The organism is Bacteroidales bacterium, from assembly GCA_022647615.1.
Classification (GTDB): Bacteria; Bacteroidota; Bacteroidia; order Bacteroidales; family UBA932; genus Egerieousia.
Genome location: JALCKZ010000001.1, coordinates 1,273,552 through 1,297,927, shown reverse-complemented (window position 1 = coordinate 1,297,927; position 24,376 = coordinate 1,273,552). Strand labels below are relative to the sequence as shown.

At 40.0% G+C, this 24,376-nt stretch carries 26 protein-coding genes; 14 read left to right on the top strand and 12 right to left on the bottom strand.

From position 1 onward, the window contains the following. The first annotated feature begins 37 nt into the window (after window positions 1–37). Window positions 38–2,971, top strand: coding sequence for a translation initiation factor IF-2 (gene infB, locus LKM37_05650; GenBank protein ID MCI1720484.1), 2,934 nt, complete (start codon window positions 38–40; stop codon window positions 2,969–2,971). Then, a complete protein-coding gene (locus LKM37_05645; GenBank protein MCI1720483.1) occupies window positions 2,972–3,832 on the top strand; it encodes a putative rhamnosyl transferase in 861 nt (286 codons plus the stop codon). It begins immediately after the preceding gene. A 43-nt stretch (window positions 3,833–3,875) separates the two neighbouring features. On the opposite strand, the gene LKM37_05640 is transcribed toward LKM37_05645, so the two are convergent. Together LKM37_05640 and tmk are read right to left on the bottom strand one after the other, a co-directional pair. Next, window positions 3,876–5,198: a DoxX family protein gene (locus LKM37_05640; protein MCI1720482.1), complete on the bottom strand. Its 1,323-nt coding sequence runs from the start codon at window positions 5,196–5,198 to the stop codon at window positions 3,876–3,878. A gap of 57 nt (window positions 5,199–5,255) precedes the next feature. After that, window positions 5,256–5,927, bottom strand: a complete 672-nt coding sequence (tmk, locus tag LKM37_05635; GenBank protein MCI1720481.1) for a dTMP kinase — start codon at window positions 5,925–5,927, stop codon at window positions 5,256–5,258. Window positions 5,928–5,998: 71 nt separating this feature from the next. Between tmk and folP the strand changes: the two genes are divergently transcribed. The 3 genes from folP to LKM37_05620 all read left to right on the top strand — a co-directional run bounded on the left by folP (window position 5,999) and on the right by LKM37_05620 (window position 9,462). After that, entirely contained in the window at window positions 5,999–6,820 is an 822-nt protein-coding gene (folP, locus tag LKM37_05630; protein MCI1720480.1) for a dihydropteroate synthase, read from the top strand. 99 nt (window positions 6,821–6,919) lie between these two features. Next, window positions 6,920–8,269, top strand: a complete 1,350-nt coding sequence (purB, locus tag LKM37_05625; GenBank protein MCI1720479.1) for an adenylosuccinate lyase — start codon at window positions 6,920–6,922, stop codon at window positions 8,267–8,269. A gap of 98 nt (window positions 8,270–8,367) precedes the next feature. Beyond that, complete coding sequence (locus tag LKM37_05620; GenBank protein MCI1720478.1) at window positions 8,368–9,462, top strand: PorT family protein; 1,095 nt, start codon at window positions 8,368–8,370, stop codon at window positions 9,460–9,462. Between the two features lie 69 nt (window positions 9,463–9,531). Here LKM37_05620 and LKM37_05615 read toward each other — a convergent pair whose 3' ends face one another. After that, on the bottom strand, window positions 9,532–9,876 hold the full coding sequence (locus LKM37_05615) for a septum formation inhibitor (GenBank protein MCI1720477.1): 345 nt from the start codon (window positions 9,874–9,876) through the stop codon (window positions 9,532–9,534). A gap of 55 nt (window positions 9,877–9,931) precedes the next feature. Between LKM37_05615 and LKM37_05610 the strand changes: the two genes are divergently transcribed. From LKM37_05610 to LKM37_05595, 4 genes are read left to right on the top strand one after another with little or no spacing between them, the layout of a single operon-like run. Continuing rightward, complete coding sequence (locus tag LKM37_05610; GenBank protein MCI1720476.1) at window positions 9,932–10,837, top strand: nucleotidyltransferase; 906 nt, start codon at window positions 9,932–9,934, stop codon at window positions 10,835–10,837. 47 nt (window positions 10,838–10,884) lie between these two features. Further along, window positions 10,885–11,757 carry a CPBP family intramembrane metalloprotease gene (locus tag LKM37_05605; GenBank protein MCI1720475.1) on the top strand — a complete coding sequence of 291 codons (873 nt, stop codon included), beginning with the start codon at window positions 10,885–10,887 and terminating at the stop codon, window positions 11,755–11,757. Window positions 11,758–11,777: 20 nt separating this feature from the next. Continuing rightward, a complete protein-coding gene (locus LKM37_05600) occupies window positions 11,778–12,815 on the top strand; it encodes a hypothetical protein (GenBank protein MCI1720474.1) in 1,038 nt (345 codons plus the stop codon). A 14-nt stretch (window positions 12,816–12,829) separates the two neighbouring features. After that, the gene (locus LKM37_05595) at window positions 12,830–13,207 is read left to right on the top strand and encodes an RNA-binding S4 domain-containing protein (protein MCI1720473.1); all 378 of its coding nucleotides are present in this window, start codon (window positions 12,830–12,832) and stop codon (window positions 13,205–13,207) included. 45 nt (window positions 13,208–13,252) lie between these two features. Here the strand turns inward: LKM37_05595 and pth are convergent, their stop codons facing one another. Both pth and LKM37_05585 read right to left on the bottom strand, forming a co-directional pair. Further along, the gene (gene pth, locus LKM37_05590) at window positions 13,253–13,852 is read right to left on the bottom strand and encodes an aminoacyl-tRNA hydrolase (protein ID MCI1720472.1); all 600 of its coding nucleotides are present in this window, start codon (window positions 13,850–13,852) and stop codon (window positions 13,253–13,255) included. Window positions 13,853–13,884: 32 nt separating this feature from the next. Beyond that, window positions 13,885–14,589 carry a 50S ribosomal protein L25 gene (locus tag LKM37_05585; protein ID MCI1720471.1) on the bottom strand — a complete coding sequence of 235 codons (705 nt, stop codon included), beginning with the start codon at window positions 14,587–14,589 and terminating at the stop codon, window positions 13,885–13,887. Between the two features lie 277 nt (window positions 14,590–14,866). On the opposite strand from LKM37_05585, the gene LKM37_05580 reads away from it, so the two are divergent. Beyond that, on the top strand, window positions 14,867–15,418 hold the full coding sequence (locus LKM37_05580; GenBank protein ID MCI1720470.1) for an NADH peroxidase: 552 nt from the start codon (window positions 14,867–14,869) through the stop codon (window positions 15,416–15,418). 67 nt (window positions 15,419–15,485) lie between these two features. Here the strand turns inward: LKM37_05580 and LKM37_05575 are convergent, their stop codons facing one another. After that, the gene (locus LKM37_05575; protein ID MCI1720469.1) at window positions 15,486–16,832 is read right to left on the bottom strand and encodes a clostripain-related cysteine peptidase; all 1,347 of its coding nucleotides are present in this window, start codon (window positions 16,830–16,832) and stop codon (window positions 15,486–15,488) included. A 145-nt stretch (window positions 16,833–16,977) separates the two neighbouring features. After that, on the bottom strand, window positions 16,978–17,349 hold the full coding sequence (locus LKM37_05570; GenBank protein ID MCI1720468.1) for a DMT family protein: 372 nt from the start codon (window positions 17,347–17,349) through the stop codon (window positions 16,978–16,980). A 142-nt stretch (window positions 17,350–17,491) separates the two neighbouring features. On the opposite strand from LKM37_05570, the gene LKM37_05565 reads away from it, so the two are divergent. The 4 genes from LKM37_05565 to LKM37_05550 are packed head-to-tail and all read left to right on the top strand — an operon-like array spanning window position 17,492 to window position 20,518. Further along, entirely contained in the window at window positions 17,492–17,704 is a 213-nt protein-coding gene (locus tag LKM37_05565; GenBank protein ID MCI1720467.1) for a YtxH domain-containing protein, read from the top strand. Between the two features lie 26 nt (window positions 17,705–17,730). Next, complete coding sequence (locus LKM37_05560) at window positions 17,731–18,135, top strand: hypothetical protein (protein MCI1720466.1); 405 nt, start codon at window positions 17,731–17,733, stop codon at window positions 18,133–18,135. Further along, window positions 18,122–18,406, top strand: coding sequence for a hypothetical protein (locus LKM37_05555; protein ID MCI1720465.1), 285 nt, complete (start codon window positions 18,122–18,124; stop codon window positions 18,404–18,406). The genes LKM37_05560 and LKM37_05555 overlap by 14 nt, the downstream gene beginning before the upstream one ends. A gap of 33 nt (window positions 18,407–18,439) precedes the next feature. Continuing rightward, entirely contained in the window at window positions 18,440–20,518 is a 2,079-nt protein-coding gene (locus LKM37_05550) for a dipeptidyl peptidase 3 (protein MCI1720464.1), read from the top strand. 101 nt (window positions 20,519–20,619) lie between these two features. Here the strand turns inward: LKM37_05550 and LKM37_05545 are convergent, their stop codons facing one another. The 5 genes from LKM37_05545 to LKM37_05525 are packed head-to-tail and all read right to left on the bottom strand — an operon-like array spanning window position 20,620 to window position 24,298. Beyond that, a complete protein-coding gene (locus LKM37_05545; GenBank protein ID MCI1720463.1) occupies window positions 20,620–21,279 on the bottom strand; it encodes a DUF799 domain-containing protein in 660 nt (219 codons plus the stop codon). Next, window positions 21,276–21,620: a DUF4810 domain-containing protein gene (locus tag LKM37_05540; protein MCI1720462.1), complete on the bottom strand. Its 345-nt coding sequence runs from the start codon at window positions 21,618–21,620 to the stop codon at window positions 21,276–21,278. The genes LKM37_05545 and LKM37_05540 overlap by 4 nt, the downstream gene beginning before the upstream one ends. Further along, window positions 21,617–21,943, bottom strand: coding sequence for a hypothetical protein (locus LKM37_05535; protein ID MCI1720461.1), 327 nt, complete (start codon window positions 21,941–21,943; stop codon window positions 21,617–21,619). The genes LKM37_05540 and LKM37_05535 overlap by 4 nt, the downstream gene beginning before the upstream one ends. A gap of 7 nt (window positions 21,944–21,950) precedes the next feature. After that, the gene (locus LKM37_05530) at window positions 21,951–22,832 is read right to left on the bottom strand and encodes a CsgG/HfaB family protein (protein MCI1720460.1); all 882 of its coding nucleotides are present in this window, start codon (window positions 22,830–22,832) and stop codon (window positions 21,951–21,953) included. Between the two features lie 29 nt (window positions 22,833–22,861). Continuing rightward, entirely contained in the window at window positions 22,862–24,298 is a 1,437-nt protein-coding gene (locus LKM37_05525; GenBank protein MCI1720459.1) for a sodium:alanine symporter family protein, read from the bottom strand. Window positions 24,299–24,376 lie beyond the last annotated feature (78 nt).

Here is a 24,376-nt window from a genome sequence, read left to right as displayed (position 1 = left end):
TTATTTAATTTACAAGAATTTATTTTAGGAGGATTATATGATTAAGGACAGCATTAGAATTAACAAAGTACTTAAAGAGTTCAACATTGGCATGAACACGCTTGTGGACTTTCTGGAGAAGAAAGGGGTAAAAGTAGAAGCTAATCCTAATGCCAAGCTGAGTCCTGAGAGCTATGACCTTGTGGAGAAGGAGTTTAGGAAGGAGCAAATGGTCAAGGAGGAGTCCAAAAAGGTTGCGGCAAAAGTTAAAAACATAGAGAAAGAGAATGTCTCTTATGGCATCAACGATGATGAAGAGATGAAGGAGAAATTTATAGAGACAACGGTTGATGCGGTTAAGCCTCCGGTAGTTCTTGGTAAAATAGATTTATCCGCAGGTGCAGGAAAACCTAAGGCAGCAAAAGAAGAACAAGCTAAAGCTGAAGCAGTTAAGAAGGAAGAAGAAGAGAAAGCAAAAGCACAGGAAAAGAAAAGAGAAATAGAGAAAGCGGCAGAAGAAAAGAGGGAAGCTGAGAAAATTGCAGAGGAGAAAAAACAGGCTGAGAAAGCCATTGAGGAGAAGAAAGAGGCAGAGAAGAGAGCAGCAGAAATAGAAGCATCCCGCGCAAAAGCGGAGAATGCGAATAATGCAAAAGAGAATGTTGCAAAACCTGCTACTCCGGCACCAAAGCAACCTTCCTTTGTAAATACACAGAGACCAAAAGAGGTGAAGACAGAGAACAGGCAAGGTGCTCAAAAAGTTGCGGAGCCTGCTAAAGCACCCGTTAAAGAAGAGAGTAAAAAACCTGAGGTTGAGTTTATTGCAACAAGAGTAGAAACACTGTCTGGACCAGAAGTAAAAGGAAGCATAGACCTTTCCAAATTTGAGAAGAAAAAACCTTTTTCAGACAAGAGAGGTAAAAGAGAGAGAATACACAACCACGCAAGAGAGAGAGTAGATGTTTCAAAAGAGGTTGGCACTAATCGTCCTAAAGACCAGGGACAGAGGCAGAACGGACAAAACGGGCAGAACGGAAAAGGAGGAAAGTTCCGCGACAGATTTAAGCCAATTAGAAATGATGTTGATGAAGATGCCGTTCAAAGACAGATAAAGGAGACTTACCAAAGAATGGTTGAGGGAAAGGGAAAGACAAAAGGCTCCAAGTACAGAAAAGAGAAGAGAGAGATGTTTGCGGAGAAGATGGAGGAGGACGTTGAGCAAAAAGAGAAAGTTAGCAAGATTCTTAAAGTAACTGAATTTGTGACAGTTAATGACCTTTCAGTTATGATTGCGCAGCCGGTTACCAAAGTTATTGAGGCATGCATGAACCTTGGACTTATGGTCTCCATTAACCAAAGGCTTGATGCAGACGCTCTTACGCTTGTAGCAGAAGAATTTGGATACAAGGTTGAATTTGTAACCGCTGATATTCAGGAGAAAATCAAAGAGGAGAATGAGGAGGATAAGCCGGAAGATTTACAGCCAAGAGCCCCTATCGTTACTGTCATGGGACACGTTGACCATGGTAAAACTTCTTTGCTGGATTATATAAGACAGTCAAATGTTATTGCAGGAGAGGCGGGAGGAATCACCCAGCATATTGGAGCATACAATGTAAAACTGGAGAGCGGAAGGAGAATAACATTCTTGGATACCCCGGGACATGAGGCCTTTACGGCAATGAGAGCCCGCGGCGCAAAGATGACTGACCTTGCAATTATCATTGTTGCGGCTGATGACGCAGTAATGCCTCAGACAATAGAGGCCATCAACCACGCACAAGCAGCCGGTGTTCCTATGATATTTGCTATCAACAAGATAGATAAACCGGGCGCACAGCCTGATAAAATCAAAGAGCAACTTTCACAGATGGATATCCTTGTAGAAGACTGGGGCGGAAAATATCAGTGCCAGGAGATTTCTGCAAAGAAAGGAACCGGAGTTCATGAGCTGCTGGAGAAAGTTTTGCTGGAAGCAGATTTGCTTGAGCTTAAGGCAAATCCAAATAAAAAAGCTGTCGGGACAGTAATAGAGTCTTCTCTAGATAAAGGAAGAGGATACCTTGCAACTTTGCTTGTACAGGGCGGAACGCTTCACACCGGAGACATTATGTTAAGCGGCTGTTTTACAGGAAAAATTAAAGCCATGTTCAATGAGCGCGGCCAGAAAATTACGGAGGCAGGTCCTTCTGTTCCGGTATCCGTGCTTGGTCTAAACGGCGCACCTCAGGCTGGTGATTTGTTCAACGTTTTTGACAGCGAGAGAGAGGCCAGGGACCTTGCAAACAAGAGAGAGCAGCTGCTTAGAATTCAAGGACTTAGGACACAGAAGCATATTACTTTGGAGGAGATAGGAAGGAGAATCGCGATAGGTAATTTTAAAGAGCTTAATATTATTGTCAAGGGAGATGTTGACGGCTCAATAGAGGCAATGTCTGACTCTTTGATTAAGCTTTCAAATGAAGAGATTCACGTTAATGTAATTCATAAAGCAGTTGGTGAAATTTCAGAGTCAGACGTTTTGCTGGCGGAGGCATCAAATGCAATTATCATTGGTTTCCAGGTTAGACCTTCTGTAAATGCAAGAAGGATGGCTGAGAAAGAGGGAATTGAAATCCGCTTGTACTCAGTTATTTATGACGCCATCAATGAGGTCAAGAGCGGTATAGAGGGTATGCTTGCTCCGGTTGAGAAAGAGGTTGTAACTGCAACTTGCGAGGTAAGACAAACATTCAAAATTTCCAAAGTTGGAACAATCGCCGGATGTATGGTCAAAGATGGCAAGCTTACAAGAACCGCCAAAATCAGACTTATCAGGGACGGTATTGTTGTACATACCGGAATTCTTGCATCACTTAAGAGAGGCAAGGATGATGCAAAAGAGGTTCTTGCAGGATACGATTGCGGTCTGGGAATTGAGAATTTCAATGACATCAAAGAGGGCGATGTTGTTGAGGCATACAAGATAGAAGAAATCAAGAGAACTCTATAAATGGCAGACATTAAACAGTTTGCAATAACCTTCTTTAATTTGAAATTATGGAGGGAGGATAAGTCGCACCACTCAACAAGAACTGACGAATGGCTCGGCGACAGGTTCTCCTTGTTTGAAAAATATTGTCTCCCTTCCATGGCCCGGCAGACGCTCAAGGACTTTACATGGCTCTGTCTTTTTGATAAAAATACTCCGGAAAAATATCTGAAAAAAATTGAAGAGTATAAGAAATATTCTTCCCGGTTTACTCCCGTTTTTTTGTCTGAAGAGCAGGCTAACGATAAAGAGCGCTCAATGCATTCAGTTGTACAGCAATATCTTAGCGGGGACGAGAAATTCATCGTCACAACAAACGTTGATAATGATGATGCCATCCGCAGCAACATGCTGCAAAAGGTAAGAGAAGCTGTGGAGACCCAAATAAAAAACTCTCCCGCTAATGTCAGCGGACTTTACAACTGCCTTTACGGCTATCAATATTTTGTGCGCAACAGAATGGTTATCAAAATGATGTATCCGCACAACCATTTTCAAACGCTATGTGAGAGTCCGGATAACTTTAAGACCATCAAGGGTTTCCCTCATACAAGAGTAAGGAAAATGTTTGCTAATCATGACATGCGGAAGAGCTCAAAGCCCTGCTGGCTGGAGATAGTCCATGAGCATAATGTGAACAACAGCTATAGAGTAGATTTGCGGGTAAGGAATATACCTATATTCAAATCTGTTGATTTAAAGGAATTTGGGATAGATATCAAATTCAGCGCACTTAGGAATTCCTTGAACTCAATTTTTGTAATGCCCTGCCTTTTCATTGCCTCAGCTTGCCGCGGGATACTAAGGCACCTTACAAAGTAATGCTCTTCTGCAAAAAAAATTCTTATTGAAAATATAACGGGAGTTATTGCTCCAAAATATTCAGGCCTGACTTCACGGTCTTATAAAGCGCTTTTGATACAAATCTGAGTATCACAATCATGCAAAGAATTATCACCAAAGAAATCTCCAAAAATAATTGAGAATGTATTTGTGCATTCGCAGCAATCATATCTGCATTTTTCTTCAGCGCAGAAATAACTTTTGTATTTGAAACATCAGAGATGCTCCACTTCTGAACCACCTGTCCCTCCTTAACATAAGTTACTCCTCCGTTGGAACGGTTGAAAGTAATTGCAGTTTTGTAATCTGTGTATAGAATCTTAAAAGGAAAACCTTTATCATTGCCTGAATTTTCAAAAATATTTGATTGGTTTTCCTCAGCGATAGATTCTTTTATTGGCTCCAGTATCTTAAGAGTCTGCGCAGGAGTCAATCCGCTAACAAGATAAAAATCAGCTCTATGCTTGCCATAATTCAAAGAATCTCCCAAATTTTTGAGCTTGCCTAAATCCTGCAAATCAATTATATCTTTGTTATATACAGACATAAAAACAACAGCGCTTCTCGTCTTGAGAACTGAATCTGTGACATACTTCCCCGCCCCGTCTTTTAAGACCAAAGACATTGCGGAAGCATCATCTTCACTCCCTTTAACCAATGTCGTTTTTGATGTGACAAACTTCCAAGTATTATCCGGAAGATGGTTAATATCAAACTTCATCTCCTTGCCGTTCTTGGAATAGACAAAGACAGTATTGTACTTTATATCAGATGCTCCTGAAGATGCAGCCATAATATCGGAACCTGCGCGGAAGTCTGTAAAATCTGCCGGAGGAAGGTGCTTTAAAGCATAGCCGCTAATGAATAATATGAAGAGTGAATATCCGGATATATAGACTATTTCCCAAAAATTATTTGCAATAGGAAGAAACTTTTTACGCTGGCAAACAAGCAAAACACAGCAAGGGACAAGCACTAGATTTTTATACAAAGTTTGCCATGCCGTAAGATGAATTGCATCACCAAAACAACCGCAGTCTTTTACAAGTCCAAATTGTGCGGATAAAAATGTAACTATCAGGAACACAGAAGAAAAACACAACGCAGCCCATGAAAAAAACTTAAATTTTATTCCCTTAAGCACGCTCACCCCTATTAAAAATTCAAGCATGCAAAGGAGAATTCCGGCATACACTGCAAAATGTCCAAAACTTCCAATGTGATAAGAGACTAAATAATCGTTAATTTTAAGCGCAGTACCAATAGGGTCAACAGCCTTCAAAAATCCAGACACTATGAAGACCAGGCCCACAAGAACTCTGCATATTGCTCTTAAAAATTTCATAATTACCGCATATATTTTTATATCCAAAAAGTCAGATTGATTAAAAAGCAGTATTAATTAAAACTTCAAAACTCCTTTTATTTTCTCAAAAATTGCAGCAGCAGGTAACATCTTCCCATCAGAACCAGAACAATCTACTCTGGTAAAATCCTTATCCTCAGCAGTTTCATTAAGATATATTTTTCTAACTCCAACCTGAAAAGAGATGTTTTCCTCATGAATATCATGCTTGCCGTGCAGGTAATCTCTGTCCCCTCCCATCCTATTTGCCTTAAGCTTTGAGTCCACAAAATCTATCGGGACATCCAAAAAAATATTTATGTCCGGACGGGGTATTTTATAGTGCTCATACTCAAGATTAAGAATCCACTCTCTCAAACTTTTTTTCTCCTTCTCATCTTGTAATTTTGAGCATTGATAGGCAATGTTTGAATAGACATATCTGTCCAGCAAAACGCAGCAATCATCTTTCAGCCAATTGCTTATAATATTCCCCGCATCAGCCCTGTCCAAAGCATAAAGCAATGCCACAAGCTGAGGGTGCACTTGATTGATTGTCCCAAAATCGCCCCTTAGAAACTTTGCAATAAGGTCTCCCCAAATGGGAGCTTCATAGCGCGGAAAGTGCAAATACTTGAGATTCATACCATTGCTCAGGATATAATCCTTAAGCATCCTAACCTGGGTGCTCTTTCCTGCGCCGTCTAATCCTTCTAAAACTATTAACATTGCCTGCTTTTAACGCGGCTGATAATATTATGCCGCCTCTTGTTATCTTTGTACTTACAAAGTTAAAAAATATGGAGGAAAAACAGCCCATAGTAATGGGTATTATTAACATAAACAGAGAGTCTTTCTACGCTCCCAGCCGCATGATATCTTCAGAAGACGTTTGCAATCAGTATGAAAACATGCTCAAGGATGGAGCTAAGATGACTGACATTGGGGCATGCTCTACCAGGCCCGGCAGCACGCCGGTAACATTGGAGCAGGAATGGGAGTATCTGCATGAGCCTCTTAAAGAGCTGTATATCAGATATAAAAACAGCACAGGATTTAGGAATGTAATATCCATAGACACATTCCGTTCAGAAATTGTCCGCAGAGTTTATGACACAATCGGAGAATTTACGGTAAATGACATATCAGCCGGAGAAGCTGACAATCAAATGCTTAAAACTGTCGCTGAGCTTAAGCTGCCATATATTGCCATGCACATGCGCGGCACTCCGGATACCATGAATAATTTGACTAATTATCCCGACGGTGTTGTGAATGAGGTGGTTGATTACTTCAAAAATTTTGAGAAAAAAGCTAAAGCCATTGGAATAAATGATTTTGTAGTTGACCCCGGTTTTGGATTTGCCAAGACTGTGGAACAAAACTACCAAATGATGTCCGGGCTCAAAGAATTTAAAAAACTTGGGCACAAAGTTCTAGTTGGAATATCACGCAAGTCCATGATTTGGAAGCTCTTGGGAATAACACCGGCGGACGCCCTTCCGGCAACCTGCGCATTGAATATGGTTGCACTTATCAATGGCGCTGATATTCTCAGAGTGCATGATGTTAAAGAGGCGGCGCAGTGCATTCAACTTTATAAGAATTTAGAAATTAAGTAACTTTGCTCCCGCTGGAAAGGATACAACTCCTTCGGCACCAGGTGCGGCACGTACCGCACAAATTATTCAAAATGAAACTTCGTGTAAATTATTAATATAATGGCAATTAACACAACAGCTCTTACGGCGGTCTCTCCGATAGACGGACGCTACAGAAATAAGGTGGAACTCCTTAGCGAATATTTTTCCGAGTACGCTCTTATAAAATACAGGGTTAGGGTAGAAGTTGAATACTTCATTGCACTTTGCAATATTCCGCTTCCCCAGCTTAAAGATTTCAAGCACGGCAACTATGAGAAACTCAGAGATTTATACAGGAACTTCACTCCGGAAGAGGCATCAAAAGTAAAAGATATTGAGAAGATTACAAACCATGATGTAAAGGCTGTAGAGTACTACATAAAAGAACAGTTCAAAAAATTAAAGATAGAGAAGTACCAGGAGTTTGTACATTTTGGACTTACCTCCCAGGACATAAACAATACCGCAACTCCTTTAAGTTTAAAAGAGGGAATTGCAGCCGCATATATGCCTGCTTATGAGGAAGTTGAAGAGATGCTCAAAAATTACTCCAAGGAGTGGAAAAATGTAGCGATGCTTGCCCATACCCATGGACAGCCAGCCTCGCCTACCCGTCTTGGAAAAGAAATTGCAGTATTTGTAAGCAGACTGGAAGAGCAGAAAAGGTTGCTGAAGAGCGTCCCTTATTGTTCTAAGTTTGGAGGTGCGACAGGTAATTTCAATGCGCACTTTTTGGCTTATCCTAAGATAGACTGGAACAAATTTGCTAAAGATTTCCAGGAGGAAACGTTTGGGCTAAAACGCTCATATCCAACTACTCAGATTGAGCATTATGATGATCTTGCCGCCATTTTTGACGGTCTCAGAAGAATAAATACAATATTAATAGACTTATGCAGAGATATGTGGACATACATATCCATGGAATACTTCAAACAAAAAATCAAGGCGGGAGAAGTTGGTTCATCCGCAATGCCTCACAAAGTAAACCCTATTGACTTTGAAAATGCAGAGGGTAATTTTGGAATGGCAAATGCAATATTCACTCACCTTTCAATGAAGCTCCCTATCTCCAGAATGCAAAGAGATTTGACAGACTCTACGGTATTAAGAAACATAGGAGTACCTGTCGCGCACTCTATAATTGCATTTAAATCACTCAAGAAGGGACTAAGCAAACTTATTCTTAATGAGGAAGTTATAGATAGAGATTTGGATAACAACTGGGCCGTTGTATCAGAAGGTATTCAAACGATTTTGCGCAGGGAGGGATATCCTCATCCGTATGAAGCGCTAAAGGAACTTACAAGGGTAAATACAAAAATATCTAAAGAGAGCATAAGGGAATTTGTTAACAACCTTAAAGTTACAGAAGCGGTAAAAAAAGAGCTTCTGTCCATTACTCCTCACAATTATACCGGCAAGTAGATTTTTTGGCTGTTTCAGCATATTTGAATATGTTTGATGCAGTTTTTATACCTTTGCGGCATTTGAGAAAAGAATATAATTTTTAAAGAAGAAAATAAATGAAGAAAATTTTAACAATCGCGATTGCTGCCCTTGCAATTTTTGCAGGCCAATCAATTAGCGCACAGGATTTCCACTATGGAGTTACTGCCGGTGTAAATGCTTCTACCGTAAAAGTAAATGATATCAATTTACTTGGTACAATAAACATTAAGGGAGATAATTCCAGAAAAGTCGGATTCTATATTGGCATTGTTGGAACATATAATTTCAATGACAAAATGGGTTTGCAGGCCGAGGTTGAATACAGTCAGGAAGGCACTAAAATGAACGCAAAACTTGATAACAGTTCTATAGATGCAATTTTAGGAGCAGCTTCAAGTATGCCTCTATCCGGCATGACATTCCCGGACCAAACTATTAACAATGCAAACGGCACAGTTACAAAGGTTACAAACATTACCGCGACAGGATTCACTGCAACGCATACTTATGATCAGGTTACGGCAAAATCCACATGGACTTTTGGAAAAATTAATGTCCCTATAATGTTTACTTACAAACCAATAGCCGGTTTAAGCTTAATGGCAGGACCATATTTCAGCTATAGGGTAAGCAAGAATTTTAAACTTAATTCAAGCTTTGGCCAGGGTGTAAAAGATGCAATTGATGGTATTAACTTAAATGTTGCCTACTCAGGAACTGCAACAACAACTGCCGGAGGCGTAGTAGTTGATACAAGAACTACAACAGGTACACAGGCTATTTCAGCCGCTAATGCAATAGCAATGCTTGACAATGGTCAGACAATTTTAGGCGTATTAGAGGGAAGCACCGGAAAGTCTATGATTGAAAGCTATGTTAAAGACAATCTGAATGACTATGTTAAGAAGTTTGATTTTGGAGCTTCAGTAGGTGTAAAATATGCGTTCACTCCTCATATTGCAGCAGAATTTAGATGGGACTTCTCAGTAATCAACAACCTTAAAGACATAAAGAGCATTACATTACCTTCTAGCGTACAAACACTTATGGGTCAGAATGCAGCTGCCACTCAATATCTTGCTGCAATCAACAAGGTTTTGGCGTCCAGCCCTATCAAACTAAAGGGACATAATAACTCAATGAAACTTGGCTTGATTTACATGTTCTAATTTGAGAATAAAACATAAAAAAAAGAGGCTGAAAAATCAGCCTCTTTTTTTTATTTATATATCCGCTTTTTACTTGCCGGAATTCTTATCGTCCTCAACAACATAAACTTCCTCTCCTTGTTCATGAAACAAAAACTGCTCTCTTGCAAAACGCTCCAAGCTATCTTTATTGGAGCTAAGCTCTTTTAGTTTTTCGTCTGTTTTAATAATCGCCTCCTTGTAATATTGTTTCTGTCTGTTCTGCTGGGCAAGAGTGCTTAATTCCTTGTACCAGCTTATAAGATTGTTATTATCAAAAAAAACAATCCAAAGCAGGAACAAAACTGTAACTATCAGGTACTTGTTCTTCAATGCGGCAAGCAGCCGTGAATTATTCATCTTATCTTTTAAAGATTTCATTGATTCTGCTTGCATAATTTTTATTAAATTTGAGGATTAATAAATCTGAAAGCAAAAATAATAATTAAATATGAAACCAACATTATTAATTATGGCTGCCGGAATGGGCAGCAGATACGGCGGACTAAAACAACTTGATGCAGTAGGTCCTTGCAATGAAACTATTATGGATTACTCCGTTTATGATGCGATAAGAGCTGGATTTGGAGATGTAGTATTTGTTGTAAGGGAGAGCTTTAAAGAGGAATTCCAGAAAAAAGTTGCTGATAGATACGCACATAAAGTTAATGTAAAGATAGTAACTCAGGAACCAAACAAATTACCGGAAGGATTTTCTTTAAACGTTGATAGACAGAAACCTTGGGGTACGGGCCAAGCTGTTCTTATGGCGGCTGATGTCATTGACAAACCTTTTGCTCTAATTAATGCGGATGATTTCTACGGACGCAATTCGTTTGAAGTTCTTGCAAAGTACCTTTCCGGACTTGACAATAATTCCTCTAAAAAGTATTGCATGGTAGGATTCTATTTAAGCAAAACACTATCTGAATCAGGCGGCGTTGCAAGAGGAATTTGCACAGAAAATGAAGAGGGCTTTTTGACAAATGTAGAAGAGCACACAAACATATATGAACTAGAGGGAGAGATAATGGGAACAGGTATGGACCACGTTGAACACGTTCTAAATCAGGAGGCTTGCACTTCCATGAACATGTGGGGATTCACTCCTGATTTCTTTACTGAAGGAAGGAAGCTGTTTGCAGATTTTCTTGCAGCAAACATTAAAGACAAAGAGAAAGAGTTCTATGTTCCTTCTGTTGTTGACACAATGATTAAACAGAATCTGGCAACTGTAAAAGTACTCTCCACACCTGACAAATGGTTTGGCGTTACATACAAAGAAGATAAGCCAAAAGTCATTGCAAAGATTAAGATGATGACGGATAACGGGACTTATCCTTCCCCATTATTCTAGAAGCAGAGTCTTTGAAAAATTATTGCATCCGCAATTGCAGATAAAGTATGCTTAACAAGCTAAAATATTTCCTGCCATCCTTCAGCCAATGCTGGGTGGCAGTTTTTTACATACTTGTTATAGGAGGAATAGGTATTGGCCTCTCTATGATGGTCATAGGGCAGATGCTGCATGTTGATATAATCAACTTCAACCTCCTTTTAACATACTTGCTCCCAATGCTTCCGGTGTTCTTTTATTTTGCCTTTAAGGGAAAAGAGTCATTTACTCTAAAAACACACAGGGCGGTTCCACTTAACCAGCCTCATTTTGGCAAGATGAATGTAATTGTATGCGGGTTCATAGTGCTTGTTGCAGTCCTATCACTTGGCGTTTTGACAGACCCGCTTTCCAATATTTTTCCAATGTCGGATGCACTCAAAAGAATCTATTCTCAAATGGAGCAAAGGACTGTTTGGTCTTTTATTTCTATTGCCATCTGCGCGCCAATTGTAGAGGAGACAATTCTGAGAGGAATGATGGAGCGCGGAATGCTCTATCATAATTCTCCAAAATTTGCAATTTTATGGAGTGCGTTTTTCTTTGCATTTATACATCTTAATCTAGCTCAGGCAATTCCAGCGTTTACTTTGGGCATTCTGTTTGGATGGATTTATTATAAAACTCATTGTTTGTGGGCCACAATCTTTATGCATGCAATGAATAACGCCAGCACATTTTTGATATTTGCGGCGTATCCTAGTCTTAATCCCGACAGTTCATCCAAGGAGATTTTAATGTCTATTTTCCATATAAGCGCAAGTACTTACTACATAGCATTTGCAGTTTTGGCAGTTGTATTCTGCTTATGCATTTGGCTGCTGTACAAATACTTGCCAAAATACAACAGTTTTAAGCCACAGGCCGACACCGCTGTTTAACAGTTATAAATTATTTTACAATGAAAAAATTATATCCGCTCCAGTTTGCTGATAGCGCGGAAGACTGCGTTATCGATGATGGAAAAAAGAGAGCCGAAAGCATAGCAGCTCTGGAGAAAAAATTAAAATACAGTCCGCTTTGCACGGAGGATTCTTATGTTGCAAAAGGATTTCTTGCAGGAAACACTCTAGATGAAGTAATAGAGACATATCTTGGCAATTTGCTGGGTGACAAGATATTTGAATACTATCGCGGAGTATTCCCCGTACAAATAAAAATACACCGCTTTAACAAGATGTCCCCTATTCTTGTCAGCCCGGATAACACTGTTGCAAGTGAAAGGTTTGGCTGCTGGGGGAAAGAGAGATTTTGGTATATAGCTGATGTCAAGCCTGGTGCACAGATTTTTATGGGCTTCAAAAAGGAGATGGCAGCCGGCAGTTTTTTTGAAGTTGCATCAAAGCATCACCTAAAAGACGTTATGAATGAGATAGAACCTGAGGTTGGAGAGTCTTTCTACATAGCTCCGGGTACTCCGTTCTGCGCAGGAGGCGGAGTCACTGTAATTGAAGTTGCTCAAAATTCACCCGTAGAACTAGACCTGACAGATGACGGGCAAATTGGAGAATCCATGGATTTTCTTAATTATCACTTCTATACGCCTGCATATCAAATGCCGGAAGAGTGCTCTTTCCGCGTAGAAAAAGTTGTGCTAAAATCTGATGAAATAATTTCTCCGGAAGATACTGATAGCTTTATCGTATACGTTGGACTTAACGGCAAAGCCAGAATAATCACTGACAAAGAGTATCCCATTCAGCAGTCAGATATCATTTTAATTCCGCAGGAACTAAATGAATTTCATTTTACTCCCGATAGTGAAAACCCCACATTTTTAAGAATTTACATGCCTCAGCCAAAGGAGGAAAAAGACGCTTACATAAATGAGTACGCGCCTTCAGAGGAAGAAGGGCACAATCACCACCACCATCATTGTGATGATGAGAACTGCGATGACGATGATTGCTGCGGCAAAAATCACGGGGATAAAAATTAGAGATTGCTATTGTCATGGATACTGTTAGAGTGGATAAATTCCTTTGGTCTATAAGGGTTTACAAGACCAGGTCAGAGGCCGCGGAAGCATGCCGCAATGGTCATGTTGCCATAAACGGAACCACTGCAAAATCATCTAGAGATGTCAAACATGGAGATGAAATTGAAGTAAGAAAAGGAGCTGTCCATTATAAATGGCTTGTAGTAGAACCTGTAGATAAACGTCAGGGAGCCAAGGTTGTAGAACAATACGCCACTAATGTGACACCACAATCTGAACTTGATAAGCTGGCCCCTCCAAATGAAACAATATTCCTTCAGCGTGACCGCGGAAGCGGACGTCCTACAAAAAAAGAGAGGAGAGAAATTGACCGTCTTCTAGGTGATATGTAAAAAAATGCCGCAAGTTTGCGGCATTTTTTATGATTATTAGCTCACTTATTCTGCTCCGTCGGGCTTATCAGCCTTCTTTGTATTGAACTGATTCATAGCCCTGTCGGGACCTGCAAAAGTAAAAGCCTTAACAGCCTCGCATGCGTTGTCCAGAACTTCCGGCAGCTGCTTAAGCTCTTCCCCGTCAATTTTTCCAAGGACATAATCTATCTGCCCGCCGCGGGAAAAGTCTGAGCTGATTCCAATTCTAAGCCTGCAAAAGGCATTGGTGTTCAAGCATTCCTCCACGCTCAGAAGACCATTATGGCCTCCGTTGCTCCCCTTCTTGCGCATGCGCAAGTGTCCGAACGGAAGAGCCAAATCATCCGAGACAACAAGGATATTTTCCAAAGGAATTTTCTCCTCCTGCATCCAATAGTTCACAGCCTTGCCGCTTAGATTCATATAAGTGGAAGGTTTCAACAGCAAAAGTTTGTTGCCTTTGTAACTAATTGTAGCTGTGCTGCCTAGACGGCCCGTAATAAAAATGGTGCCGGACCCCTTGACTAAGTTGTCCAGCACCATAAAACCAATATTGTGACGGGTCCCTTCATACTCGGGGCCAATATTTCCAAGTCCTGCGATTAAGAATTTTTTGCCCGCCATCTTATTGTACGCAGCTCAAAAGAGTCTGCTTGTTATTTCTTCTTCTTATCCTCTTTCTTATCATCCTTCTTATCTGCAGCAGGAGCGGCGGCAGCAGCAGGAGCAGCGGCAGCACCCTCAGCAGCAGGAGCAGCAGCACCCTCTGCAGGAGTTGTACCGGCAGCAGCAGCCTCCTCTTCCGGAGTAAGAACGTTACGTGTATATCTAACCTCGCAAACCATCATCTTCTTAGGAGAAGCAATGGTGCATCCGTCAACTTTAAGTTCGCCGGCATAGATTGTCTTGCCAACTGCAAGAGGCGTAACATCAACATCAATAGTATCAGGAAGTTTGTCCATAGGACCACAAACCTTAACTTTTCTGGAACCGATAATCAGACGGCCGCCTTGTTTAACACCCTCTGCATTTCCGTGAATGTTAAGAGGAACTGCTATCTCAATAGGCTTCTTATCAGAAACAGCCAAGAAATCTACGTGAATAGCATTATCTGTAATAGGATGATACTGAACATCATGCAATTTACAAACATAAACCTTTCCGTCAAGGTCAATGTTAACAATGTAAGACTTAGGAGTATCAGTAAGTTTCTTAATGTCGGCTAATGAAATTGCCATGTCAACATGCTCAGTTCCGTTGCCGTAAATGATGCAGGGAACGTCACCGGCCCTGCGGATTTTCTTAAGGTCCTGCTTTGTTCCAATCTTTCTGGCAGAAGCCTTTAATGTAATTGTTTGCATAAAATTTAATTTAAAAATGTGTTACTCGGTCTCGGATTTTCCGGACCCCATCGCACCAAAAAACTGATGCTTTTTTTTGCGCGTGCAAATATAAGATTAAATCGTAAATTTCCATAATTGTATATCTGTCGCGACAGATATTTTTATTAATTTGTGAAAAATTATTTGCAGATAAGATAAAAAGCATTACCTTTGTTTATAATAATTCTAAACAACTCAATGACTATTTAGGATAAAAACAAAAAATATATTATTAACTATTAAAAATCAAAGTATTATGAAAAAGAAATTTAGATGTACAGTTTGCGGTTATGTTTATGAAGGTACAGAGGCTCCTGCAAAATGCCCACAGTGCGGCGCTCCAAGAGAGAAATTTGTAGAAGTTGTTGCAGAAGAGGGTAAAGGCTGGGCTGACGAGCATGTAATTGGCGTTGCTAAAGGTTGTGATGCAGAGGTTATGGAGGGTTTGAAGGCCAATTTTGCAGGTGAATGCTCAGAGGTAGGAATGTATCTTGCTATGTCCAGACAAGCTGACAGAGAAGGATATCCTGAGGTTGCAGAGGCATTTAAGAGATATGCTTTTGAAGAGGCTGAACATGCTTCTAAATTCTGCGAGCTTATTGGCGAGATGGTTTGGGATACAAAGACAAACCTGGAGAAGAGAATAGAGGCAGAGAGAGGAGCTTGCGAGGGTAAAAAGAAAATTGCTACAAAGGCAAAGCAACTTGGTTATGACGCAATTCATGACACAGTTCATGAGATGTGCAAAGATGAAGCTCGCCACGGTTGCGGCTTTGAAGGTCTATACAAGAGATATTTTAAGAAATAATTTAGGTTAGTTAGCAAAAAAGAGCGTCCGCAAAGGCGCTCTTTTTTTATTGTATTTCAGCTCATTTTTATTGTGCAGCTGCTGTCATATTCACAGCTTTTTCCCAGGCAAAGTTTTGATAAAACGCATCTAATGCGCTGTTTGTAGGGTTATTAATATATGTGCTGACGCCGGAAAACCTGGAAGGATCTATCGTTAAATCTAAAATTTTTCCGGTGGTATATTTTGCAACTACGGCATTGTTAAGAGCGGCGGTAAACGCAGACGCAGCACTCTCTCCTACAAGCTTTACCATGAAGTCATCAAGGTCATAGAACCAATGTTTATCGTACCTAAAGTAAGGTTGAATTTTTGACAAATCCAGCGCCTGTATTTTATCTCTGTTTGCATCAAATATCAGCTTTGCCTGAGCCGCAACATCTGCGAGCGCAGAACATTTTATAACTGAGATTGTAGCAGATTGCATATCACCTGATTGTGAAGCATAATAATCATAATATGCCTTAGCCGCGGCAGCATAGTCTCCGTTGAACAGAGGCTTCATAATTGTTCCGTACGGAAAACTTGTTGTTAAAATCTCTGCAGGTGAAGATATTACATAATCCACGCTATCCTTTAGCTGATACGCAACTTCTATTCCGCCCATAAGACAAGCATCAAAAGCAATGAAATCCAGCTTGCAAGGGATTGAAGAGGCAAGATCTGTAATAGACATCTCTGTCTTATTATCCAATCCGAAACTCTTCACCATGTGAGCGTATGGGTCAACTCCGCCCGGAGGAGACGGCCATGTATTTATAAAAGGCGTTACCGTATTTTCTCCCGACAGTTTTCTCAATTTTCTAAGTGCGCTCAGCTCCTCTGCACGTTCATTAAGTTCTGCGGTAATTGTGCTGGAAGGGAACGTTCCGCTGGCATAATAACCGGCAGGAAGCCAACCAGTTGCATGGGACCACATTATCATCCCCATCTCCTTTGCGGGGAACATTGTCTTTGTGACCTGGATAGCGCTGGTAACCGCCGCTTTTGTTGCAGAATTTTGCCCCGGGAATCTATAAACGGTATCTGTTACAACTGCTCCGGCGCTGTTTTTATAGACATTAATCAACAGCGGCATGGTGTCCCTAACCGCCATTGTTGTAGGATTAATGTTATCAGTATAGATTACAACATAGCCATTATCAGGCAGATACCCGTTGATAATTTGATTAATGCTATTTACCGCGTAAGATGCAATATTGTTGTTATCAATGAAGTAAATAAGAATAGTCTTGTCCTTTGTTTCATAAACAGTCTCATGCGCCGTAACAGCTTTCTGGCAAGAAACTGCTGAGAATAAGGCAACTGCGGCAAGCGCCAACAAAGAGGCTCTCCTCAAAGCTCCACTAAAAACATTCATTTTATTCCAGTCCATTTTCTCTCCCTTTTTTTCTCTATTTATCGCCCTTTCTCCACCTTCTTATTCTTCAAATTTTTCTCGCTTTTTCTATTTTTCCACTCTTCCTTAATCACGACAGTTATCCATCAATGCAAAATTACCCTTTTTTCAATAATCAGGCCTATTTTTTAAAAATAAAATATACCGCTCCAATCAACAGGAAAAATGCAATAATATGATTATAGTTGAAATGTTGTGTTTTGAAAAACACAAGAGCAAAAACGGCAAAAACAGCGAGTGATATAACCTCTTGGACTACTTTGAGTTGCACAAGAGAAAAAGGTCCGCCCAGTTCATTGTAGCCTATTCTGTTTGCCGGTACCTGAAAGCAATATTCTGCAAAAGCAATTCCCCAGCTGATAACTATAATTCCAAATAATCCCCAGCCCGGAAGCAGCGTATCCGTCTTAAATTTCAGATGGCCATACCAGGCCAAAGTCATAAAACTGTTTGAAATAATTAAGAATAAAATTGTAAGCAAACCTCTTCCCATAATTCTAAATAAAGTTTTAAATAACAAATCTGTCGCGATAAAATGAGGTGCCAAAATTATAAAAAACAGCGGAAACTCTTATATTTGTGAAAGCGCAAACAAATAATTAACCGGCCTGCGGAAGGCCATAAAATATTTAATTATGAAATCTGATAACATTCTTGCATTTGTAGGTGGAGCAATACTTGGAGCTGTTGCTGCCATCCTCCTTGCTCCTGATTCAGGAGAGAATACCCGCGCTAAAATTAAGGCAAAGGCTGATGAAACTTATAAAGACATAAAAGAGAAAGTGCGTGAAGGAAGAGAGAAATTCCAGAAAAAGTCTGAGGCAGAAGCTGATGCAGCCGCAGAATAGTTGCTAATAGAATAAAAGCCTGTAAAATGGATATTAGAAAGCATTATAAAGACCCTGGTGATGACGGACTGTTTGCATCTCTTAAGGAGTATGTGAACATGAAGCTGGACAGCTTTACGCTGAAGGCGGTTGAAGATATTTCAATTGTCTCCGGCAAGGTAATCCTCATCCTGATTTTCACAATGCTGGGCGTTGTGATATTGCAGCTTTTAGGATTTGCCCTTTCCTATTTTATTGGTGAGCAGCTTGGAAGCAACGCACTTGGCTTTCTGATAGTTGGAGGGATATTTGTAGTTGCTTTTCTGGTCGTTTTTTGCTTGAGGAAAAAGCTCTTTACAAACTCAATTGTTAAACTGTTCATTAATATGTTTTTCAATAACAACGCAGAAAGAGAAACGTTTAAAGATGACGATGAAGATGAGCAGGAATAAAAAAAGCATATACGCAGATATCTCCAATTTGGAGGAATTGCGCCGGGCGGAGAAAAAACTGTCGGGAGCCATAGAGGAGAAGGAGAATGAGCTTTCCCTTGAGTATGAAGAGTTTAAGAGGCTCATAAATCCGCTTACCTACATTGAATCCGTAGTTGAAAGGGTGAAAAGAGCGGGGAATTTCGCCGGCAATGTGATGAAGGTTTTTTACGCAGTTAAAAGTGCTGTTAGCGCATCAAAAAAATCTTCCGGGGAGACCAAAGAAGATTAATCTATATTGATTTAAAAACAAATCCGATTAACAATGAAATACTTAAAGACAATTACATGCCTTTGCGTAGCGATGTTTTGCATCGCGACAGTTTCTAGTTTTAATACGTGCAATGCACAAACAAAAAAGAGCAAAGCAAAAATGACAAGCGTTAAAAATTTAAAAAGCAATCCGTCCGCAACAGAAAAAGTTTTCAAATATTCAGTAGATGAATTTGCAGATTTGCAGGTTCTGAGATACCGCATACCAGACTGGGACTCATTGAGTTTCAATCAAAAGAGCTTCCTATATTACACAAGCGAGGCAGCTAAATGGGGACGCGATATTTATTTTGACCAAAACTGCAAATACAACTTGCCAATAAGGAGAGTGCTGGAAAAAATCATTACAACTTACAAGGGAGATACTAAGGGCAAAGAGTACCAAAACTTCATGGTGTATGCTAAAAGATTTTTCTTCAGCAACGGAATGCATCATCATTACGGAGAGGACAAATTTGTTCCGTCTTGCACTAAAGAGTACTTTAAAATGCTGATGGTCAAGAGCGGACAAGAGAGCAAATGCGCAGAACTCCTGCCTATTATTTATAATCCGTCTATCATGGCCATGAGAAGGACCAATGATACAAAGGGAGATATGGTGGCAAATTCCGCAATAAATTTCTATGAAGGAAATATTACCCAGGATGAGGTTAATAAATTCTATGCAGCCCAGGAAGTTCCCGGAGATAAAGAACCTATCTCCTATGGCCTTAACACCAAATTAGTTAAAGAGAACGGAAAGTTAGTTGAGAAGCCATGGAAAATAGGAGGAATTTACAGCAAGAGCATCTCTAAAATTGTGGAGAATTTGGAGAAAGCCAAAAATTACGCGGAGACTCCTAACCAGAAAGAGACCGTGCAAATGCTTATAGATTTCTATAAGAGCGGAAATCTTAAAGATTGGGATAGATTTAATATTCAATGGGTTAAGGATAGCGCAACCGTTGTAGATTTTATGAACGGCTTTGTAGAGGACTACAATGACCCTCTTGGAAGAAAAGGCGCATGGGAAGCAATAGCGGATTTTAAAGATATTCAGGCCAGCCGCAGGACTGAAACTATAAGCGAAAATGCACAGTGGTTTGAAGACCATTCCCCTGTTGACAGCAGATTTAAGAAGAAGACAGTTAAGGGCGTTACCGCAAAGGTTATAAACGTAACCTGCATAGCAGGAGATTGTTACCCAAGCACACCTATTGGAATAAATCTTCCAAACGCAGACTGGATTAGGAAAGAATATGGTTCAAAATCTGTTACAATTGCCAATATTACAGATGCTTATGAAAAAGCCAGCAATGAATCTCCTAAGAGTACGCTTAAGGAATTTTCATGGGATGACGCAGAAGTTGCTTTCATAAAAAAATATAGCATTCTAACGGATAATCTTCATACAGATTTACATGAGTGCCTTGGACACGCAAGCGGACAAATCATGCCAGGTGTAAGCGCAAACGCTCTTAAAGAGTTTAGCTCCGCTTTGGAAGAGGCTAGAGCCGATTTGTTTGCGCTATATTATCTTGCTGATCCTAAGCTGGTTGAGCTAGGTCTTCTGCCTAACGCAGAGGCTTACAAAGCAGCTTATATCTCTCAAATCAGAAACGGCATCTTTACACAATTTACAAGAATAGAGCTTGGCAAGAAAAATACAGAGGCTCACATGCAGGACAGAAAACTTATTGCCCAATGGTGCTATGAGAAAGGTCTGAAAGATAACGTTATAGAGAAGAGAGTCAAAAACGGCAAAACTTATTTTGTAATTAATGATTACGTAAAGCTGCGCCATTTATTTGGAGAACTTCTTGCAGAGATTCAGAGAATTAAATCTGAAGGAGATTATGAGGCGGGTAAAAATTTAATTGAAACATATGCAATCAACATTGACCCAGCCCTTCACAAAGAGGTGCTGGAGCGCTACAAGTCATTAAATCTTAAGCCTTATAAAGGATTCATAAATCCTGATATAGTACCTGTTGTAAAGAATGGCAAAACAGTTAATTACATCGTTAAATACAATGATAATTTCTTAAAGCAGCAGCTGGATTACGGTAAGAATTATTCAGCAGAAGACTAATGAATAATTCTGTAAAATCTGTGAAAAAGTAGAAAAACTAAGAGTACAGGAAACAAAAAAGAGCGCCTGAAAAGACGCTCTTTTTTCTATGACCGATACCTTTAATTTACAGTAACGGAGAAATCTTTCTTGCCGGATTCTAAACTGCCATCACGTCCAAACAATGAATTATACTTTCCGGCCGGCATATCGGATAACGTATATACATTGCAAATTCTGCCAATATCAATTTTCTTGGTTAAGGCAGTAGAGACAATATCTGCAACAAGGCCAGCCAATCCGCTTCCGTTGCTTGGCGAATAAGTAATATTTCCCGTCCGTTCAAAAATGATTTCATCAGTCTTGGCAGATTTAATAACATAGTTGATAGTTACGGAAATTGACATGCCCACAGTACTTTTTTGCCATTTTTTAATTGTCGTAAATAATACCGCGTCCACACCAAATACTTCACCAATCTTTTTCATAGAAGAATTCACAAATTCTTCTGAATCATAAGCACTTTGCTCTTTAAGAAATTCAAGTGATAAAAGAGGCGACATAACATAATATCCCTTTTCAGATAACGGCATTGTAATGGAGCTGTAGAATAATTCTTTTGCCTCCACTTCATTTGTCTTATTAATTGGAGGCATAATTAAAATTGACAACGGCCTCTCATCATAAATGCCTTTGTAAGTGACAGCTTTAGAGGGCAATTGAGTACACCCGGCAAACAGGATTCCACTTGCAAATAAGATGTATAATATTTTTTTCATCATTCGAATCGCTTTAAAAACCCATCAATAAATGGTTTAGATTCCGGATATAATTCCATCTCTTTTTTAAGATAATACTTGCCCTTGTCAACTTGACCGCTTTGGATTAGCAAGTATCCGTAGTCAGAACACAGCCCCGGCGCGGGAACACCTCTGGCCCCAAGCGGATTGTTAATCAGATTTTCGCATACCGACATCAATTCTTTAAGGCTTGCGTCATCATGTTTTTTTGAATAGGCATACACGGCATCATTATAACCGCTCCATGTATAAAGAGATTTTGCTGAAGTACCACATGAAAATAGAGCAATAGAACATATTGCAACTATAATGATTTTCTTCATCTCAAAATTATTTTTTTAGTCTCACGCAACCCTATTATAACATTTTGTTCTACAAGGGTCTCACCTTTGTAAGTTACCTTAATTTTATGATTGCCAGGGGCTACTACAACAGAATGCGCCTTGCGTTCAGCCTTTGTTTTATACACTTTACCCATAATATAATCCTTGCCATCAACGTTCAAGGTAACACCATTATAATTAGGCCCTTGAGTCAAAACGATTATGAAAGATTCATTCTCTTTTCCGGAAGAATTAGTGCTGTACATGTGAGGGCCACATGATGCAATAATGACCGCAAATAGTAATAAAATTATTTTTTTCATAGCATTGTTATTTATCAGTTATATAATATGAGGCCAAATCATTATTATCTATTGTTCCGCTTGATAATGAGGCTATTGAAACTTCAGATTCAGGAGTATTCCCCAATGTCTGAACAATTTTAATTGTAGCCGCTTCTTTGCCCGGCAATTCTATCATCATGCCCGTCTGAGGATTCTTAATAGACTTGCCCTTTTTGATAACATTAAAAGACAAACCGCTTTTAATACCCTGGGACGCACCTCCGGAAATAATATAATTTCCGTCTTCATAAGAAAGCAAGTATGCCTTCCATGGATTGTCCATACACTTGTTAACAATATTTTCTACCAGTTTAGTAATAGCAGCAGAAATTGCCTTATCAGCCAAAGTTGCATCATAATCGGCCTCTTTTCCAAGACCCATAATGGTTTTATTAACGGCATTCGCATCCCCCTGCGCTTCACCGCTAAATATTACTACGCCTGTAGAAACATCTACCAACCTCATTGATACTGAAGCTTCTACAATTTGCTCCTTTTGGTTGGAAAATAGTTTTTGGGTACCAAGTGTTTTTCTGCCGAATTGTGTAATTGAGCCAAAGATTAAATAATCTGCACCTATCTTTTGAGAAGACCCGCCGCCATTTTTTAATTCGTCGGCAATTTTGTCAAAATCTTGTCTCTCAATTAGCATAAACTTATTAGTTTCAGCAAGTTTAGTAGCAAGGATGTCCGATGCCTGCTTGCCCATTGGGTCATTGTTCTTGTCATAGAACACACTTTTTGCATACTGCGTTTCATTTGAAAAGCGCCCGATGGCAACCTTCCTTTTTAAGCTCAGATCTTTTTGCGCCTGAACATTAGGCAAGACCATGAGAAGCGACATCAACAAAAAAATAATTCTTTTCATAGATTTTAATATTTAAGTGTTTAATTATTCTATTTACGATACTGCGTAGGATCGGCATGCCGGCTCCGGCGATCAGTTATGGTTGGAATATCCTCATCTGATGCCTTATCCAAATTGCCGCTCCACAGGTATTTGCGTGTCTCTGCAACTATCACTCCGGATAGCAGAAGCAAGGCAATTATGTTTGGAACTGCCATCATTGCATTCATAATATCTGCAATATTCCATACGAGTGAAAGATCAAGCACGGCGCCAACATAAACAAGAGCTACCCATATAACTCTATAATAGATTATAAACCTGTGCCCCGCAAGATATTCAATAGCTTTCTCCGCGTAATATGACCATCCCAAAATAGTTGAGAATGTAAATGTTACAAGGCTTATAGTCAAGAAAATAGAACCAACTTTAGGAATTTGTCCAAATGCAAGCTGAGTCAATTTTGCACCGTCAGTATAACTGATGCTTGGGTTATTTATAATGCTGGAAACAAGAACAAGACCTGTCAGCGCACAAACAACAACCGTATCCCAAAAAGTTCCCGTTGATGATACAAGCGCCTGACGGACAGGATTCCTGGTTTTTGCAGCAGCCGCGGCAATTGGCGCGGAACCCATGCCTGATTCATTAGAAAACAAACCTCTTGCAATTCCATACCTGCATGCCGTCATTACGGTTGTTCCGGCAAGACCTCCAAGACCGGCCTTTGCGGAGAAAGCGGAGTGACATATTAGAGTGATTGTCTGACCAAGCACTCCCCAGTTCATAGCTAGAATTGCCACACAGCCAAATATATAGAAGATTGCCATAAAAGGAACAAGCACCTCGCATACTCTTGCAATTCCCTTAATACCAAAGAATATCACAAGCGTTACAAGTGTTACCATAACAAGTCCGCTAACCCATTTGGGAATTCCCATAAAAGCGGGGCCAAACAAACCTGGTTCATCCAACAAAGTTGATATTGCATTTGCCTGAACAGTATCCCCTATTCCAAACGCAGCCAAGGCGGTGAATACGCAAAATATTATCGCAAGCCATTTTGCGTGGAGCCCCCTTTCCAACGCATACATTGGTCCTCCCAACATTGTTCCCTCTGCTGTTTTCACCCTGTATTTAATTGAGAGCAGACCCTCTCCGTATTTTGTAGCAATGCCAAAAATACCTGTCAACCAGCACCATAGCACAGCACCCGGTCCTCCAAGGGAAACAGCTGTCGCGACACCTATAATATTACCTGTACCTATTGTAGCAGCAAGAGAAGTTGCCAAAGCTCCAAATTGGCTAACATCACCGGAAGAACCTTTATCCTTTTTGAATGAAAGGCCTATGGCTTTAAAAATTTTAGATTGCGGAAATCTCAGCCTGATTGTCAGAAACAAATGAGTACCAAGCAACAAGATAATCATCGGCCATCCCCAGATAAAAGAACTGACCGCACTTACGATATCAGCAAAAGAGTGCATAGTTAAGTTTAAGTTAAATTCCGACCCGTAAAAATGATTTGGGCATCTTTTATGCAAAGTTACGATTTTTAGTAAATT